The organism is Salibacterium qingdaonense (assembly GCF_900114715.1).
Taxonomy (GTDB): Bacteria; Bacillota; Bacilli; order Bacillales; family Marinococcaceae; genus Salibacterium; species Salibacterium qingdaonense.
This window is the reverse complement of the sequence record NZ_FOTY01000002.1, coordinates 293,170-308,696: the sequence shown is the minus strand read 5'-3', so window position 1 is coordinate 308,696 and position 15,527 is coordinate 293,170. Positions and strand designations below refer to the sequence as shown.

The following is a 15,527-nucleotide window of genomic DNA, read 5'->3' as shown; positions in this document are numbered from 1 at the left end:
ACATCCGACAACGGTTCCGAATTCAGCGAACTTACCGAAGCCGTTGACTGTGATCAGGTTAGCGTCTATTATACGCACCCCTATACTTCCAGTGAGAGAGGCACGAACGAACGCCATAACGGATTGATCCGACGGTTTATACCCAAAGGACAATCCATCGATGACCTGGACGATACCGTCATTGCCTATGTGGAGAATTGGTGCAACACCCTCCCCCGTAAAATACTGGGATACCAGTCTCCTAACGACCGATTCGAACAGGGGTTGGCATCTGTTCTTTAGTTACAAATAATGGAATTGAGGTGGTTGTTGCATTTATTATTGCAATCTAAGGTTCCGTCTTTATACGACCGGAAATGTCTTGCCGGTTTACCCCCCTGTAACCAGTACAGCAGCTGTGGAATCCGACTTTCTTTCAGGATTTAATCTGTGATTGCATAGCTGAATTCCCTGTGCTAGAATAAAAAAGTATGAATGACATTGTGCACAGCAACACGGAAGACGATAAGGAGGTGCATGTCCATGGCCCGCAAATGTAGTGTAACAGGAAAAGGTCCGAAAACAGGACACAATCGTTCACACGCCAACAACGCCACGAAACGGCGCTGGGGTGCGAACGTTCAGAAGGTACGCATCATGGTCGATGGAAAGCCAAAGCGTGTGTATGTTTCCGCCCGAGCTCTTAAAGCCGGCAAAGTACAACGCGTATAATTGATTCATATAATGCAGTTTTAAAAGAAACGGGATGCCCGGCAAAGGTCACCCCGTTTTTTTATACACTTCATAAGTTTACATAATAATATTATCGTTAATATTTCTTAATAGTACCAATGACAGCGCGTACGAATCCTCCCAGAAATCCCGGCAGTTTGATCGTATAGAATTTCATGATAAACTCCTCCTCATTCAGTGATGAATGCGGCACGCGCCGCATTGTCCGTCACGGGTCCGGTTGACTCCTTTCCATGCTGAACCGCTCCGCTTTTCAAACATTCTTTTATATGTATATTCAACAAAGAGCAAATAGTACATAGAATTTCGCAAAAAAATTCTGTCTCTGCCATTCAGCATACCCAAACCTTACTTACAAGATTCCTGCGTTTTTCAATCAGCTGTCTTCATTCATGAATAATTTTTGTTTTTCTCCTTTAAAAAAGCACTGGGACAAAGCCATTCATAGATCATCAACGGGGGCTGTATCAAACGTTGACGAATAGTCAAAAGTACCCAGCTGATGCGGCCGGGCATTCGCTGCGGTTATTGCGGACCCGGCCGGTTCCGTGGACACTAAACCGCCTGACAGTATATATTGTGTCTGTGGAAATAGGGTTGAAGGATACTAAGACTTCCTTTCCGGCGGGATAGTGTCCATTCATTTTCTCCGGCACCCACTTTCTTCTGATTTTAGCATCGTAGTGTCCATCAAAGAGTGATCGGTGGACACTACGCACACATTTTTCGTCGCTGGTGTCCACCGCAGGATGCGGGTCAGGTCGGCGCCCGCCAGGAGATGCCGATCTGACCCGATCTTCCCTTTTGAGCCGTGCCCGCTGCATAGAAGACACGATGAGCCCCCAGCGAATCGATGTCGCCCTTGTACTCCGGAGTGCATAGAAGACACGATGAGCGCCCAGCGAATCGATGTCGCCCTTGTGCTCTGGAGTAAAAGCGAAGCATGTTGGCGCAGCGGTTTGTCTCAGCAACGAAAAATGCCGAACGATTTTAAAAAAATCGTTCGGCATTTTTCGCTTCTTTTAGAGGTCTTGTCCCAGACTCCATCTGTTTCAAAGTCCAGTTCTAACTGCTTCCACCGCTGCTTTTCTGTCTTGTTTTTTAAACACAGCTGAACCGGCGACAAGAACGTCTGCTCCGGCTTCACGACAAAGAGGTGCCGTATGTTCATCAACTCCGCCGTCCACCTCCAGTTCTGCATCATGCCCGGAAGCATCAAGCATACTCCTCAATTCTGCAAGCTTTGGGAGCACTTCTTCAATGAAAGCCTGTCCTCCAAAGCCTGGATTAACAGTCATTAATAAGATCAGATCCACATTTTTCAAAACGTGCTGAATGGATGACAGCGGCGTTGCAGGATTAAGTACGACACCTGCTTTCATCTGATGTTCATGAATCTGTTCAATGGTGCGATGCAGATGAGGACAAGCCTCGGCGTGAACAGACAAAATATCGGCGCCGGCACGGGCAAAGTCTTCTACATAACGTTCCGGCTTTTCGATCATTAGGTGAACATCAAGCGGCAGGGATGTGTGAGGTCGAATGGATGATACAACGAACGGCCCCATCGTAATGTTGGGGACAAAATGACCGTCCATTACATCCACATGAATATAGTCCGACCCTGCCAGCTCTGCATCTTCAATTTCTTCTTTTAAACGGGAAACATCTGCCGCAAGAATCGATGGCGCTACTTTTGTCATGATTAATACCTCCGTCGCTGTGCGAGTTCTTCAAAAAACTGTGTATAGTGCTCATACCTGAAAGACGCAATGCCTCCGTCTTCCACCGCCTGCTTGACAGCGCATCCCGGTTCTTTCCGATGCGTGCATCCTCTGAATTTACAGAATGGCAGCCGTTCTTTCATTTCGGGAAAACAGAGATCCAGATCTTCTTCATCTATTTGTTCAAATTCAAGGGAGCTGAACCCGGGGGTGTCAGCAATAAATCCTTCTTTGCAGGGGATAAGCTGTAAGTGCTTTGTCGTATGCCTGCCCCGTCCAAGTCGTTTTGACACTTCAGCTGTCTCAAGATGAAGAGAAGGAATCAGCAGGTTCAAAAGGGTTGTTTTACCGACCCCGGACTCCCCGGTTACCATACTGACACGGCCGTTGATGTAATATTGAAGCTCCTGCACCCCGGCTTCTGTTATACTTGATACGAGATGAAACGGATACCCTGTGTTTTTATATGTTTCCTGATAGTATGCGAGCTCTCTCTGAAGGTTCTCATCCGCCAGATCTTCTTTATTGACAATAATGACCGGGTAAATATCCAACGCTTCCATATGAACAAGAAAGCGGTCCAGCATAGCAGTTGAAAATGCTGGCTGCTGCGCTGAAAAAACGATAAATGCCTGATTAATGTTAGCCGCAGGCGGCCGGGTGAGCTCGTTTTTTCTGTCCATGACCTGGAGCAGATACCCCTCTTCTTTATTTGGCGCTTCATATTCCACCATATCCCCGACCAGTGGTTTGATCTTTTTTTTGCGGAATAGTCCTCTTGCTCTGCATTGATAGATTTCACCCTGATCGTAAACGTAATAAAATCCGCTGACCGCTTTCATTATTAAACCTTCTGCCATATTTCCTCCTGTCCTCTTATTCCCCGTAAGAAAAGCTGTTGGACTGTACCTCTTCATTATCAACGTATAACGTGTACGTTCCGTCGGTCTGCGGTGTTACTTCAAGCGGAACCCGGTACGTTTTTGTTTCGGTGATGGTTTCTTCAGCGAAAATGGTCGGGCCGCTTGTACCGGCATCTTCATAAACGATGCGGATACTGTATTCCCTGCCTTGTTCCTGATCTTCCTGGGAGACTTCAACCGGGATAACTGCCTCTACCTGCTCCGATGGTGTTTCCTGTTGTGCTTCCGGTTCTTCCTGCACACCTTTTGAAACGACGAATGTAATGGTTTCCCCTTCTGTCACCATTGAATAAGGGGAAGGAGACTGTTCTATAACATTTCCTTCTTCCACTGATTCAGAAAACTGCGTTTCAAACGTCCCCTCCAGATTGGATGTTTCCAGATAACTTTCCGCTGCTTCACGGGATTCACCCTGCAGATTCTGCAGGGAAAATTCACGTTCTGTGCTGTATGTCAATTCGACCGTTGTGTCACGGGGAACAACATTTTCTTCTGCCTCAGGATTTTGTTCAATAATTTGATCCGGCGGATACTCTGAAGTCTGGGAAGGGATGAACTCCACCCCGGCGTAATCGCTCAGCATCTCTTGCGCCCGGTCGCGGGACACTCCGCTTAAATCCGGCATACTCTCTGCCTGAGGTCCGCTGCTCACATAAAGCTGTACTGCACTGTCTTCTTTTACAGTAGAACCGGCACCAGGTTCCTGGCTGATAACATGTCCTTCTTCCACTTCGTCGTCGGCCGCTCTTTGTGTTTCCCCGTTCAGCCGGGCATCTTCAAGTTCCTGAACGGCTTCTTCTTCAGACAAATCTCTTACATCCGGAACGTCGACATCATCTGCCATCAGTAAATCCGGCAAAATCGTGAAAGCGGCGATGACGGCGCCGAAACAGAGCAGAAACAAAAGCATGATAATTTTCCACCAGCTCTTTTTTTTCTTTTTAGGAGCTGCCGGCTTGTCTGCCTGCTTTTTTCCTCCGTTTCCCGTTGCACCGGTGCGTGCCTGAAACGTTGCGCCCTCATCCCCGTTTTCTTCTTTTATGGCAGGTACAGCTTTCGTTGCTTCTTCGTCCACCGGCAGCACGAGAGGAGATTCATTTCTTCTCTCGTGATTCAGTGCCGTCTGCAGATCCTGCTGCATCTGTGAGATATCTTCGTAGCGGTCTTCCATTGTTTTTGCCGTCGCCCTGATGATGATATTTTCAATACTCTGGGGAAGACCGGGCCGGTTTTCAGAAGGAGACGGCAGTGGTTCCTGAAGGTGTTTCAGGGCAATTCCGACAGCTGAATCACCTGTATAGGGCAAGGTGCCGGTCACCATTTCATACAATACAACCCCCAGTGAATAAATATCTGATTGTGCCGTTATGGCTCCCCCTTTGGCTTGTTCCGGAGACATGTAATGCACAGACCCCATTACCGAGTTGGTGTGAGTAATAGTAGCCGCTGAAGAGGCACGGGCAATACCAAAGTCCGTTACTTTTGCATCCCCCTCTTCGTTCAACAGAATATTGTGCGGTTTAATGTCGCGGTGAACAATCTGGTTGGCATGGGCATGACTGATGGCATTAAGCACCTGTCCTGTAAGATGGACAGCCTGTTCAAGAGGGAGCGGACCTGTCTGCTGAATTTTTTCCTTTAATGTGACCCCGTCTATATGTTCCATCACAATATAGTACAGCTGCTCTTCTTCTCCAACGTCATAAATATTGACGATATTAGGGTGGGCAAGACTGGTGGCAGCCTGTGCCTCCCGGTAAAACCGACGGATAAATTCCTGGTCATCATTGTACTGCGGCTGCAGCACCTTCACTGCCACCGGGCGCTCAAGAATGGAATCTTTGCCCCGGTACACATGAGCCATGCCTCCCCCGCCTATCATCTCCAAGATGTCATAACGTTCACTGATTCTCCTCCCGATAAGGCTGCTCAATTACTCCACCTCTTTCTCCAGAGAAGACTGTAAAATCACGGCTAGTGTTATATTGTCTTCTCCCCCTCGTTCCTTGGCCGTATGTATGAGCGAGAGGGCCCGCTCATGTAAGGAACCCGGAGCTTGAAGATGTTCATGAATCTTTTCAGCTTCCAGTTTATTGGTCAGGCCGTCCGAACAGAGCAGCAGGCCATCTCCAATCTGCCACTGCAGCGACACTGTCTCAATATTCACATCCGGCTCCGTGCCGACCGCCCGCATCAAAACATTTTTACGGGGATGATCTTTCGCTTCCTCCTCGGTCAACTGTCCGCTCTGTTTCAGCTCATTAACCAAGGAGTGATCTTCTGTAATCAGATTCAGTTCATGCTCTGATATTTGGTAGGCTCGGCTGTCACCAACATGAGCAATAACCATATAAGAACGCATACAGACCGCAGCAACAATGGTAGTTCCCATTCCTGCCATCTTCTGATCAGATGCCGCCTGGTCATACACGTATTGGTTTACCTGGCGGATCTGTTCTTCGAGCCAGTGCTTGGCTTCCTCCACAGAAAAGGAATGTTGGATGGGCTCCCAGAAAGAACGCAGCAGATTCACCGTCATACTGCTGGCAACATCTCCTGCCTGATGACCTCCCATTCCATCTGCCACAACGGCCAGATAATCGCCGGCTTCATTGGTGAAAATACCGCCGTCATCCTCGTTGTGTTCCCGAACTTTTCCTGTATCTGTTACATACACTTTATCCACCGGGGGTCTCACCTCGTTTCTTCTGCACGTTCATTAGCACGCAGCTGGCCGCAGGCTGCATCAATATCATGGCCCTGTTCACGGCGGATGGTCACATTTACACCCCGTTCTCTGAGTGTCCGTTCAAATTCGAAAATGTCATTTCTCGTCGTCCGCACGTAGTCCCGTTCCGGCACGTCATTAACCGGGATGAGGTTGACGTGGCATTTCAATCCTTTAATCAGATCGGCCAGTTCCTCGGCATGTTCCACCTGATCATTCACGCCGCCGAAAAGACCGTACTCAAAAGTGACACGGCGGTTTGTTTTTTCCTGATAATAATGGATGGATTCCATCAGTTTTTCAACAGGCCATGCCCGGTTGACCGGCATGAGCCGCCCTCTTATTTCCGAATTTGGTGCGTGCAGGGAAACGGCGAAGTTAATCTGAAGCTGTTCATCGGCAAAATCGTAGATTCTTGGTACCATGCCGCTCGTTGACAGTGTAATATGGCGGGCGCCGATATTCAGTCCGTTATCATGATTGATAATCTTCAGGAAAGAAATGACTTCATCATAATTATCAAACGGTTCGCCGATTCCCATAAGAACAATGGAATCCACCCGTTCCCCAATCTGATCCAGGTCTTTTTGGATTTCCATAATCTGAGCTGTAATTTCGCCTGCTTCCACATTGCGTTTCAATCCGCCCAGGGAGGATGCACAGAACGTACAGCCTAGCCGGCAGCCGACCTGTGAAGTCACACAGACACTGTTTCCGTAGTCATGTTTCATCATGACGGTTTCAATGGTGTAGCCGTCTTTCAGTTCAAACAGATACTTTACCGTTCCATCTACTGATTCCTGGTGGGTAACTTCTTTCAAAACAGTAATGGAAAATGTTTCGCTTAGATTGTTACGGAGACTCTTCGATAAGTTGGTCATTTCTTCAAAAGAAGTCACTCTCATTTGATAAAGCCAGTAAAAGATCTGCTGGGCGCGATACGACGGTTCCCCCTGTTCCTCCAGCCATTCCTGGAGTTCTCCATATTCCAGAGAATAAATGGACGGCAGACCGACGCTTTCGGCCGCCACTTTTGTTTTTAATGCTTCCATGGTGTAGTACACCCTTTCTATTTATGATGATTCTATTTTCCTCAGTGCTGCCATAAAAAATCCGTCCGACTGATATTCCTGAGGCAGAATCGTCAGCATGTTGTTTTCCTCCATAGCCTTATCTGCCGGTTGAGGCAGGTTTGGTGCTGCCTGTTTATCTATTACAAAGCCGGGATTCTTTTCGAGAAAAGCTTCCACGACTTGTTCATTTTCTTGTGTACGCACTGTACACGTACTGTATACCAGACGTCCCCCGGGAGCCGTCACAGCTGCCGCTTCTTCCAGAATGGCCAGCTGAATCTCCGGAAAACGGTCAAGTCCTTCCTGCGGTCTCCATTTCAGTTCCGGCTTTTTCCGGATAACCCCGAGACCACTGCACGGAGCATCCACAAGCACCCGGTCAAACGACTGCCGGTCATACTGCCGCTGGAGATTCCGCGCGTCAAGAGCAGAAGCCTGGATGTTTGAGAGGCCGAGACGCTCTGCCTGTTCTGTAATCAGGCGGATCTTCTTCTCATGAAGATCGTGAGCGTGCACCCTGCCCTCATTGTTCATTTTTTCGGCGGCGTGTGTTGTCTTACCACCCGGTGCCGCACACGTATCAAGCACTCTCATTCCCGGATTTGGATCGAGGAGGGCAGCAGGGAGCATCGAGCTTTCATCCTGCACAGTAAAAAGGCCTTCTTTGAAAGCTTTGGTCTGAAACACATTTCCTTCCTGAACGAGAAGCGCATCCGGTGAAATGTTACCATTTACAACACTGCAGCCTTCTTCACTCAGTCGTTGCTTTAATTCCTCCCTGTTGATTTTTACACGATTAACACGAATAGTCAAAACAGGGGATTCTAGATTCGCATGTGCCATATCGAGTGCCTGTTCTCTGCCGTACGCCGCCGTCCATTCCTCCAGCAGCCATTCCGGGTGACTCGTTTCAAGAATATCACGAGCCGTACCGGCGGGCTCGGCGTCAATGTCGGGAACACCGCTGCGGAGCATCGAACGGAGTACACCGTTCACAAGACCGCTGATGCCTTTGTGTCCTTTTTTCTTCGCAATCTGGACCGCTTCATGAACAGCAGCTCTTTGCGGTATACGGTCAAGGAAAACGATCTGATAAACAGTCAGCCGCAGAAGCTCCAGCACCCAGAATGACAAGGAATCCGTCCCTTTTTTAACAAACGGATCGATATAGAAATCGAGAGTGTTTTTGCGTTTTATTGTTCCATTGACCAGTTCGGTCAACAATGGGGCGTCCTTACCGGAAATGCTGTTGTCCTGCAGGGCATGCTGCAAAAGGATGTGGCTGTACGCCCCTTCTTTTTCAATTCGGATCAGAAGCTGCAGCGCCTCTTCTCTCACATTTTTATACATTATTCTCGTCTCCGTTAAACATTTCTCCCGGCTTCAGCTCATGGGATCCTCTGAGATAATCCGCTGCATTCATCACCTTTTTTCCGGAAGGCTGCAGCGATGTAATTTTCACTGCCGTGTCATCAGCAGCAGCTGTCAAGATACCATCCTCCTCCAGGGAAAGGATCGTTCCCGGTGCCGTTTTCTCAGCTGAAGATACATGTGTCTTTCGGGTTTCCCAGATTTTCAGCGTTTTTTTGTTATACGTCGTATAGGCTCCGGGCCAGGGGTTCATTCCTCTTATCTGATTATAAATGACATGTCCCGGTTGATTCCAGTTAATCTTCTCTCTTCCCCTCTTAATGTTGGGGGCAAATGTTGCTTCCTCCGGATTCTGCGGTTTCGGGGTGAGCTCATGATTCGCGAGACGGGGCAGTGTTTCCAGCAGAAGACTTCGTCCGGCGGCGCTCAATTTATCATGAAGTGTACCGGCTGTGTCCGTTTCAGTGATCTCCACTTCCCGGCGGGCCAGTATATCTCCGGCGTCCATTTCTTTTTCCATATACATGATCGTCACGCCGGATTTCTCCTCTCCGTCTATCACAGCCCGATGAATAGGTGCACCGCCGCGGTATTTGGGAAGCAGGGAAGCATGAACATTAACAGCTTTATAAGGCGGAGTAAAGAGCAGAGATTCCGGAAGCAGCTGCCCGAAAGCGGCCGTAACAATCACATCCGGTTGAAGATCCAGTACTGCCTGTACATTTTCTTCGTTTTTCATAGTCTCCGGCTGCAGCACTGGAAGGCCGTGCGCTTTTGCAGCCTGTTTAACCGGAGGGGGCGTAAGAATTTTTTTTCTGCCCTTTGGACGGTCCGGTTGTGTGACTACGCCCGCGACTTCCCAATTCTCTTCCAGAATACCTTCTAAAATAGGAACGGAAAAATCCGGAGTACCCATAAACACGATTTTCATTTTCTATCCCTCTGCTTTCTCTTGACACGAAAAATAGACACCTGTCATTAAAACAACCCCGTATCAGGAAACTTTCATCAACGGGGCTGGTGCATCACATAAACATCTGCGGTTCCATATCAATGGAAATGGTGAGGTTTTCTTCTGCCATTTCTTTTTGGTACTGCGCGTTTAAATCATTCAGTATCCGGATCAGTTCCGGCTCATTTTTGTATTTTATCATGCATTGATACCGATATCTATCTTTGATTCGCGCGATGGGTGATACAGTTGGTCCGAGAATCCTTGCTTCCGGGGAAAGCTGCTTTCTTAAAAGATCTGCAATCCGTGCTGCTGTCTTCATGACTTTCGCTGCATCTTCGTGGGCGATGGTGATAAGCGTCAAATAAAAGTAGGGGGGATATCCCCCTCGTTTGCGCTGGACCATCTCCTCCCGGGCGAATGCATGAAAATCATGCCACTTCGCATGTTGTATACTGTAGTGCTCCGGGGTGTAAGTCTGAACAATCACTTCCCCGGGAAGCTTGTCCCTGCCTGCTCTTCCGCTCACTTGTGTTAAGAGCTGAAAAGTTCGTTCCGGCGCGCGAAAATCCGGAAGATGCAGCATCGTGTCAGCAGCAAGCACCCCGACAAGCGTTATTTTCGGAAAGTCCAGTCCTTTGGCTATCATCTGGGTGCCAAGAAGAATATCCGCCTCGCCTTTGCGGAAAGAATCCAAAAGCTTTTCATGTGACCCTTTGCGGGACGTCGTATCGACATCCATTCTTATAACATCTGCCTCTGGAAGAAGTCTGGTGATCTCTTCTTCCACTTTCTGGGTCCCGGTGCCGAAAAATCGGATATGTTCACTTCCACAGTCCGGACAGGTCTGCATTAATGGTTCCCCGTAGCCGCAGTAATGGCATTTCAACCTCCTCCCGGTGTTGTGGTAGGTCAACGTAATTTCGCAGTGCGGGCAGGACGGGGTATAACCACAGCTGCGGCACATAACAAAAGTGGAGTAACCGCGCCGGTTGAGAAAAAGAACGATTTGTTCTTTTTTTTCCAGCCGGTCCTGCATTTTTTCGAGGAGCTGTTCGGAAAACGCTGAACGGTTTCCTTTCTTCAGCTCCTCTCTCATATCCATCACTTCCACTTCCGGCATGACGGCCTCGTTGACCCGTTTTGGCATTTCAAGAAGCCGGTACACATTGCGGGAGGCTCTCGCGTAGGATTCAAGTGACGGCGTAGCACTTCCCATAAGAACCGGACAGCTGTGCCAGCGTCCTCGCCACAATGCGACCTGTCTCGCGTGGTAACGTGGATGATCTTCCTGTTTGTAACTTCCCTCATGCTCCTCATCAATAATCAGAAGTCCCAGGTTACTGAAAGGTGCAAAAACGGCGGACCGGGCTCCAACCACTACTTTTACTTCACGCCGGTGGATTTTCCGCCATTCGTCGTATTTCTCCCCGGAGGAGAGGGCGCTGTGCAAAACGGCCACCTCGGAACCAAAACGTGCTTTAAAACGCTCCACCATCTGGGGAGTGAGTGAGATTTCCGGAACAAGAACGATGGCTTCTTTTCCTTCCTTGAGAACACTTTCAATCGAACGCAGATATACTTCCGTTTTTCCACTCCCTGTTACTCCGTGCAGAAGGCAGGGTTCGTAGCTCTGTTTCCAAAGGGCATTCTGTACCGGTGCCAGCGCTTTTTCCTGCTGTTTTGTCAGCGAAGGGCGTTCCGACTCGGTAAATACACGGTTTTGATAAGGATCTCTATAGGCTTCAATCGATTCTTCAAGAAGAAAACCTTTTTTTATCAACGCCTGCAGCACACCAGACGTAACCCGGGCGTTTTCCTGCACTTCCCGTACAGGGACCGCTTTATCGGCGTAATGACGGGAAATCCAGTTCATTGCCTGCACCTGTTTAACTGCCTTGGCACCGAGAATGCGGCTGTAATCTTCATCGGCTTTCCCGCCTTCTATACGTACCATACGGGTTACTTTTTTTCCGGTTTTATCCTTAAGCAGGTAATCAACCATAACGGATCCATCCGCTGTCATCTGTTTCAGAGCCGATGCGGCTTCTTTTGTCTGCACCACATCATCCCAGGCTGCTTCATTTTTTCCGTCAAAAAACGGCTTCAATGCTTCCGGCAGATTCGTACTTTCCACATTTGACCTTATGATTTTTTTTGGTTTTGCCCGAATAGCGGATGGAACCATCGACTGGTAAGCTGTTATTAAAAAACAGACCGTCTCCTCTGCGATCCATTCTCCCAGCTCAAGCATTTCACCGGTCAGTACCGGTGAAGGATCAAGCACCTCTTTGACGGGCTTGACCCGTGTCAATTCAGTATGCTCTGTCACTTCCCATACAAATCCCTGGATACTGCGCGGGCCAAAAGGGACCATGACGCGCATACCGGGGTGGACCATTTCTTCCAGTTCTTCCGGTATCAGATAATCAAAAGCCTTGTCTGTACGGGCAGCTGCCACATCCACAATGACTTTCGCATACATCAGGATTCATCCCTTTTCAGGAATGGTTCCACTGCATCAAATATCCGTACCGCCGCCTCCGTCTTTGTAAGAAGCGGAAGCTTTTGCGGTTCACCGCCGCCCTGCAGAATCATCATTTCATTTGTGTCACTCTGAAAACCTGCATGGTCCGATCCGATGAGATTCCCAACAACTATATCCAGATTTTTCTTTTCAAGCTTACTGCGCGCATAGTCTTCAAGATTCGATGATTCCGCTGCAAAACCAATCAGTACCTGGTTCGTTTTTTGACGTCCGAGCTCGGCCAATATATCTTTGGTGCGCTCCATTTCTATAGTAAAAGTTCCATCCTGTTTTTTCGTTTTATCCGGTGATACGGTAACCGGACGATAATCGGAGACTGCTGCTGCTTTGCAGACGGCGTCCATAACCGGATAGAGCCTGGTGACCGTCTCATACATCTCCTCTGCTGTCGTAACATTAATCCGTTCTACACCCGGAGGGGTTTCAAGCTGTACCGGACCTGCTACCAATGTCACATCTGCACCTCGCGAAGCCGCTTCCGCTGCAGCGGCAAATCCCATTTTTCCACTGGAAGGATTCGTAAACACTCTGGCCGGATCACTATATTCGTGGGTCGGTCCAGCTGTCACAAGTACTTTTTTTCCGGAGAAAACAGACTGGTCTCTATCATACTCAGCAGACAGAAATGCGGTAATATCTTCAGGTTCAGCCATTCTTCCCCTGCCAATCCATCCACAGGCTAGATACCCGGCTCCAGGCTCAATAAATCGCACCCCTCTGTTTTCCAGTGTATGCATATTACTCTTTACAGCCGGGTGCTCATACATATTTACATTCATGGCAGGAGCCACATACACCGGACAGCGGGCGGCAAGCAGGATCGTTGTCAGCATATCCCGGGCATGACCAGTTGCTGCCTCAGCCAGTATATCCGCGGTGGCAGGTGCAATCAAAATAAGATCTGCCCAGTCAGCCACATCGATATGGGCTACTTTTTCCGGCTCTTTTTCAGCAAAAGTGTCGTCATACACGACATCCCGGGTCAATGCCTGAAACGTAAGCGGTGTGATGAACTTTTCTGCGTGGGCAGTCATAACTACTTTCACTTCTGCCCCGGCCTGTATCAGCTTGCTGGCAAGTGCAGCCGATTTATAAGCGGCAATACCGCCGGTGACCCCGAGCACTACATGTCTGCCTTCAAGCATCGTCTTGTCCCTCCTCTTTATTTACCGGTAAAAACAAAAGATACTTATTATCAAAAGAAAAGCCCGCGAAAAACATGATGACAGGGAATAGAAAGAGACAGGCGTGCCCGGACTCCTTCTTTTTCCGGATGATCTGTTTTTCCCGGCATATGTAAAGAAGCTGTACCGTTTGATACAGCCTCCTTCCGGTATTTGTTATTCCGTGTGTTTATACCCCAAAGTACCTTCATCAATTTCTTTCAATGCCTTACCGACCAGTTTCGAGGAATCATAATCCTTGCCGGAAAACTCAGGATTCTGCTGCAGTTCCTTAAGTTCGCGGGCACGCAGCGCCGAGATGGTGCATAGTGTATATTTGGAATCAATATGATTCATGAGTGTGTCTACAGATGGATAAAGCATGTTATTCAACCTCCACTAGTTGCTGATATTTGTTTATAAGCCTGTCTTTTCTGCAGTGCTCGGCGGTGACAATAGAACGGATACGCTCTACAGCCAAGCCGACTTCGTCATTTTCCACCACATAATCATAGTGCTTCATCATGTCAAGTTCTTCCCTGGCCACCGTCATACGTTTATTTATCAGCTCTTCGGTCTCGGTTCCACGTTCTGTAATACGGGAACGCAGCTCCGCCAGACTCGGCGGCATCAAAAAGATATAAACGCCTTCGGGATGTTTTTCCCTGACTTTTTTGGCCCCCTGGACTTCTATTTCCAGTATAATATCCTGTCCGGTACTGATTGTATCAAGCACATTATCGAGTGGAGTACCATAATAATTGTCTACATATCTGGCCCATTCGAGAAGGCGGTCTTCTTCAATCATCTGTTCAAATTCCTGTTTTGATTTAAAGAAGTAGTTCACCCCGTGGGTTTCTCCTTCTCTGGGGTTTCTGGTTGTAGCTGATACTGAGTACTGAATATCCGTATTCTGCTCCCGCAGCGCACGGCAGACCGTACCTTTTCCGACTCCTGCAGGCCCGGACAGCACAATCAATAAACCTTTATCATCCTGCATGGATTCCAACGCCTTTCTGCAAAAATAATTATGAATCGTCGGTGGAATCATCCCGTGTCGTCAGTCGCTGCGCAACCGTTTCCGGCTGTACAGCCGATAAAATGACATGATCACTGTCAACAATGATGACGGCCCTTGTACGGCGTCCGTATGTTGCATCGACGAGCATATCCCGGTCTCTGGCCTCCTGAATAATTCGTTTGATAGGTGCTGATTCAGGGCTGACGATGGAAATAATCCGGTTTGCCGACACGATGTTGCCGAACCCGATGTTTATCAGTTTAATATTCACAACAATCCCTCACTTCATCCAAAGCGGCGGCTTCGCTCTATGTTTTTTGAGCTTTCTGTTCTGCAATCGAAAATGCGTTCGGTATCTACTCTATATTCTGCACCTGTTCTTTCATTTTTTCAAGCTCACTTTTCATTTCCACTACAATTTGGCCGATTTCAGCACTTCCAGCTTTTGAACCGATTGTATTTGCTTCCCGGTTCATCTCCTGTACAAGGAAATCCAGTTTTCTGCCTTTGACGCCTTCTTCACCCAGAATGGATGAAAACTGGCTGCAGTGGGAAAAAAGACGGGTTACTTCCTCCTGCACATCGGCTTTATCGGAGAAAACCGCTGCTTCCGTCAACAGCCGCTGTTCATCGGGAGCATACCCTGTTTCCCTAAAAGCTTCCTGCATTCTTTCATAAAGCCTCGCCCGGTAATCCTCCACTACTGATGGTGCTTTTTGATAAATGTTTTGGACCTCCTGCTTGAGCCCGCTGAGTCTATTCTCCAGATCTCTCTGAAGCGCTTCTCCCTCTTTTTGTCTCATGTCGGACAAATGCGCAGCCGCTTCTGCCACCGCTTCTTCTACGCCTGCTTCAAAGGTCTCGTTCAACCCGCTTCGTTCTTCTACGACGGAAATCTCCGGGTGCAGCAGAAAATCCTGCAGTCGAAGTTTTGAATCAAACACATTCCATTGTTCCATTTCATCAGCACGGTCGAGGAACTGGTGAAGAAGTTCCCAGTCTACATTCACATCTCGTGTGGAACGGGATCCCCCTTCCATAGATATGAAAACTTCCACCCTGCCCCGTTCCACCTTCTCCTGAATCCGGCGGCGGAGTGTATCCTCCAGATAATTCAGGGAACGAGACATACGAAATTGAATGTCACAAAAACGATGATTTACCGATTTCATTTCCACCGCTATCTGCCCTTGTGCAGTCTCCACTGTGCTGCTTCCATAACCAGTCATACTTTTTAGCATTCTATCACTTCCGCTTCTCCTATTCTAGCTAATTTTATCACCCTCTACAAG

At 48.3% G+C, this 15,527-nt stretch carries 16 protein-coding genes; 2 read left to right on the top strand and 14 right to left on the bottom strand.

Annotated features, from left to right (window positions below; translation table 11 throughout):
• Nucleotides 1–282: IS30 family transposase (locus BM058_RS03155; RefSeq protein WP_143082969.1), on the top strand; the 282-nt coding region annotated here is incomplete at its 5' end.
• Between the two features lie 240 nt (nucleotides 283–522).
• On the top strand, nucleotides 523–711 hold the full coding sequence (gene rpmB / locus BM058_RS03150; RefSeq protein WP_090925572.1) for a 50S ribosomal protein L28: 189 nt from the start codon (nucleotides 523–525) through the stop codon (nucleotides 709–711).
• 97 nt (nucleotides 712–808) lie between these two features.
• On the opposite strand, the gene spoVM is transcribed toward rpmB, so the two are convergent.
• The 14 genes from spoVM to BM058_RS03080 form a co-directional block, all read right to left on the bottom strand.
• A complete protein-coding gene (gene spoVM / locus BM058_RS17970; RefSeq protein ID WP_143082973.1) occupies nucleotides 809–889 on the bottom strand; it encodes a stage V sporulation protein SpoVM in 81 nt (26 codons plus the stop codon).
• A gap of 895 nt (nucleotides 890–1,784) precedes the next feature.
• On the bottom strand, nucleotides 1,785–2,435 hold the full coding sequence (gene rpe / locus BM058_RS03140; protein ID WP_090925570.1) for a ribulose-phosphate 3-epimerase: 651 nt from the start codon (nucleotides 2,433–2,435) through the stop codon (nucleotides 1,785–1,787).
• Nucleotides 2,436–2,437: 2 nt separating this feature from the next.
• Nucleotides 2,438–3,316: a ribosome small subunit-dependent GTPase A gene (gene rsgA, locus BM058_RS03135; protein ID WP_090925569.1), complete on the bottom strand. Its 879-nt coding sequence runs from the start codon at nucleotides 3,314–3,316 to the stop codon at nucleotides 2,438–2,440.
• 16 nt (nucleotides 3,317–3,332) lie between these two features.
• Nucleotides 3,333–5,312 carry a Stk1 family PASTA domain-containing Ser/Thr kinase gene (gene pknB / locus BM058_RS03130; protein ID WP_245736806.1) on the bottom strand — a complete coding sequence of 660 codons (1,980 nt, stop codon included), beginning with the start codon at nucleotides 5,310–5,312 and terminating at the stop codon, nucleotides 3,333–3,335.
• Nucleotides 5,313–6,065, bottom strand: coding sequence for a Stp1/IreP family PP2C-type Ser/Thr phosphatase (locus tag BM058_RS03125; protein WP_090925568.1), 753 nt, complete (start codon nucleotides 6,063–6,065; stop codon nucleotides 5,313–5,315). It lies immediately after the preceding gene.
• Nucleotides 6,066–6,073: 8 nt separating this feature from the next.
• Nucleotides 6,074–7,159: a 23S rRNA (adenine(2503)-C(2))-methyltransferase RlmN gene (gene rlmN / locus BM058_RS03120; RefSeq protein ID WP_090925567.1), complete on the bottom strand. Its 1,086-nt coding sequence runs from the start codon at nucleotides 7,157–7,159 to the stop codon at nucleotides 6,074–6,076.
• 21 nt (nucleotides 7,160–7,180) lie between these two features.
• A complete protein-coding gene (gene rsmB / locus BM058_RS03115) occupies nucleotides 7,181–8,530 on the bottom strand; it encodes a 16S rRNA (cytosine(967)-C(5))-methyltransferase RsmB (protein ID WP_090925566.1) in 1,350 nt (449 codons plus the stop codon).
• Nucleotides 8,523–9,482, bottom strand: coding sequence for a methionyl-tRNA formyltransferase (gene fmt, locus BM058_RS03110; protein ID WP_090925565.1), 960 nt, complete (start codon nucleotides 9,480–9,482; stop codon nucleotides 8,523–8,525). Before fmt ends, rsmB begins: the two co-directional genes overlap by 8 nt.
• A 94-nt stretch (nucleotides 9,483–9,576) precedes the next feature.
• Nucleotides 9,577–11,991 carry a primosomal protein N' gene (priA, locus tag BM058_RS03105; protein WP_090925564.1) on the bottom strand — a complete coding sequence of 805 codons (2,415 nt, stop codon included), beginning with the start codon at nucleotides 11,989–11,991 and terminating at the stop codon, nucleotides 9,577–9,579.
• On the bottom strand, nucleotides 11,988–13,196 hold the full coding sequence (coaBC, locus tag BM058_RS03100; protein WP_090925563.1) for a bifunctional phosphopantothenoylcysteine decarboxylase/phosphopantothenate--cysteine ligase CoaBC: 1,209 nt from the start codon (nucleotides 13,194–13,196) through the stop codon (nucleotides 11,988–11,990). Before coaBC ends, priA begins: the two co-directional genes overlap by 4 nt.
• Nucleotides 13,197–13,391: 195 nt before the next feature.
• Nucleotides 13,392–13,598, bottom strand: a complete 207-nt coding sequence (rpoZ, locus tag BM058_RS03095; protein ID WP_090925562.1) for a DNA-directed RNA polymerase subunit omega — start codon at nucleotides 13,596–13,598, stop codon at nucleotides 13,392–13,394.
• A 1-nt stretch (nucleotide 13,599) separates the two neighbouring features.
• Nucleotides 13,600–14,214, bottom strand: coding sequence for a guanylate kinase (gene gmk, locus BM058_RS03090; protein ID WP_090925561.1), 615 nt, complete (start codon nucleotides 14,212–14,214; stop codon nucleotides 13,600–13,602).
• Between the two features lie 28 nt (nucleotides 14,215–14,242).
• Complete coding sequence (gene remA, locus BM058_RS03085) at nucleotides 14,243–14,506, bottom strand: extracellular matrix/biofilm regulator RemA (protein ID WP_090925560.1); 264 nt, start codon at nucleotides 14,504–14,506, stop codon at nucleotides 14,243–14,245.
• 85 nt (nucleotides 14,507–14,591) lie between these two features.
• A complete protein-coding gene (locus tag BM058_RS03080; RefSeq protein ID WP_090925559.1) occupies nucleotides 14,592–15,476 on the bottom strand; it encodes a YicC/YloC family endoribonuclease in 885 nt (294 codons plus the stop codon).
• Nucleotides 15,477–15,527: the final 51 nt, after the last annotated feature.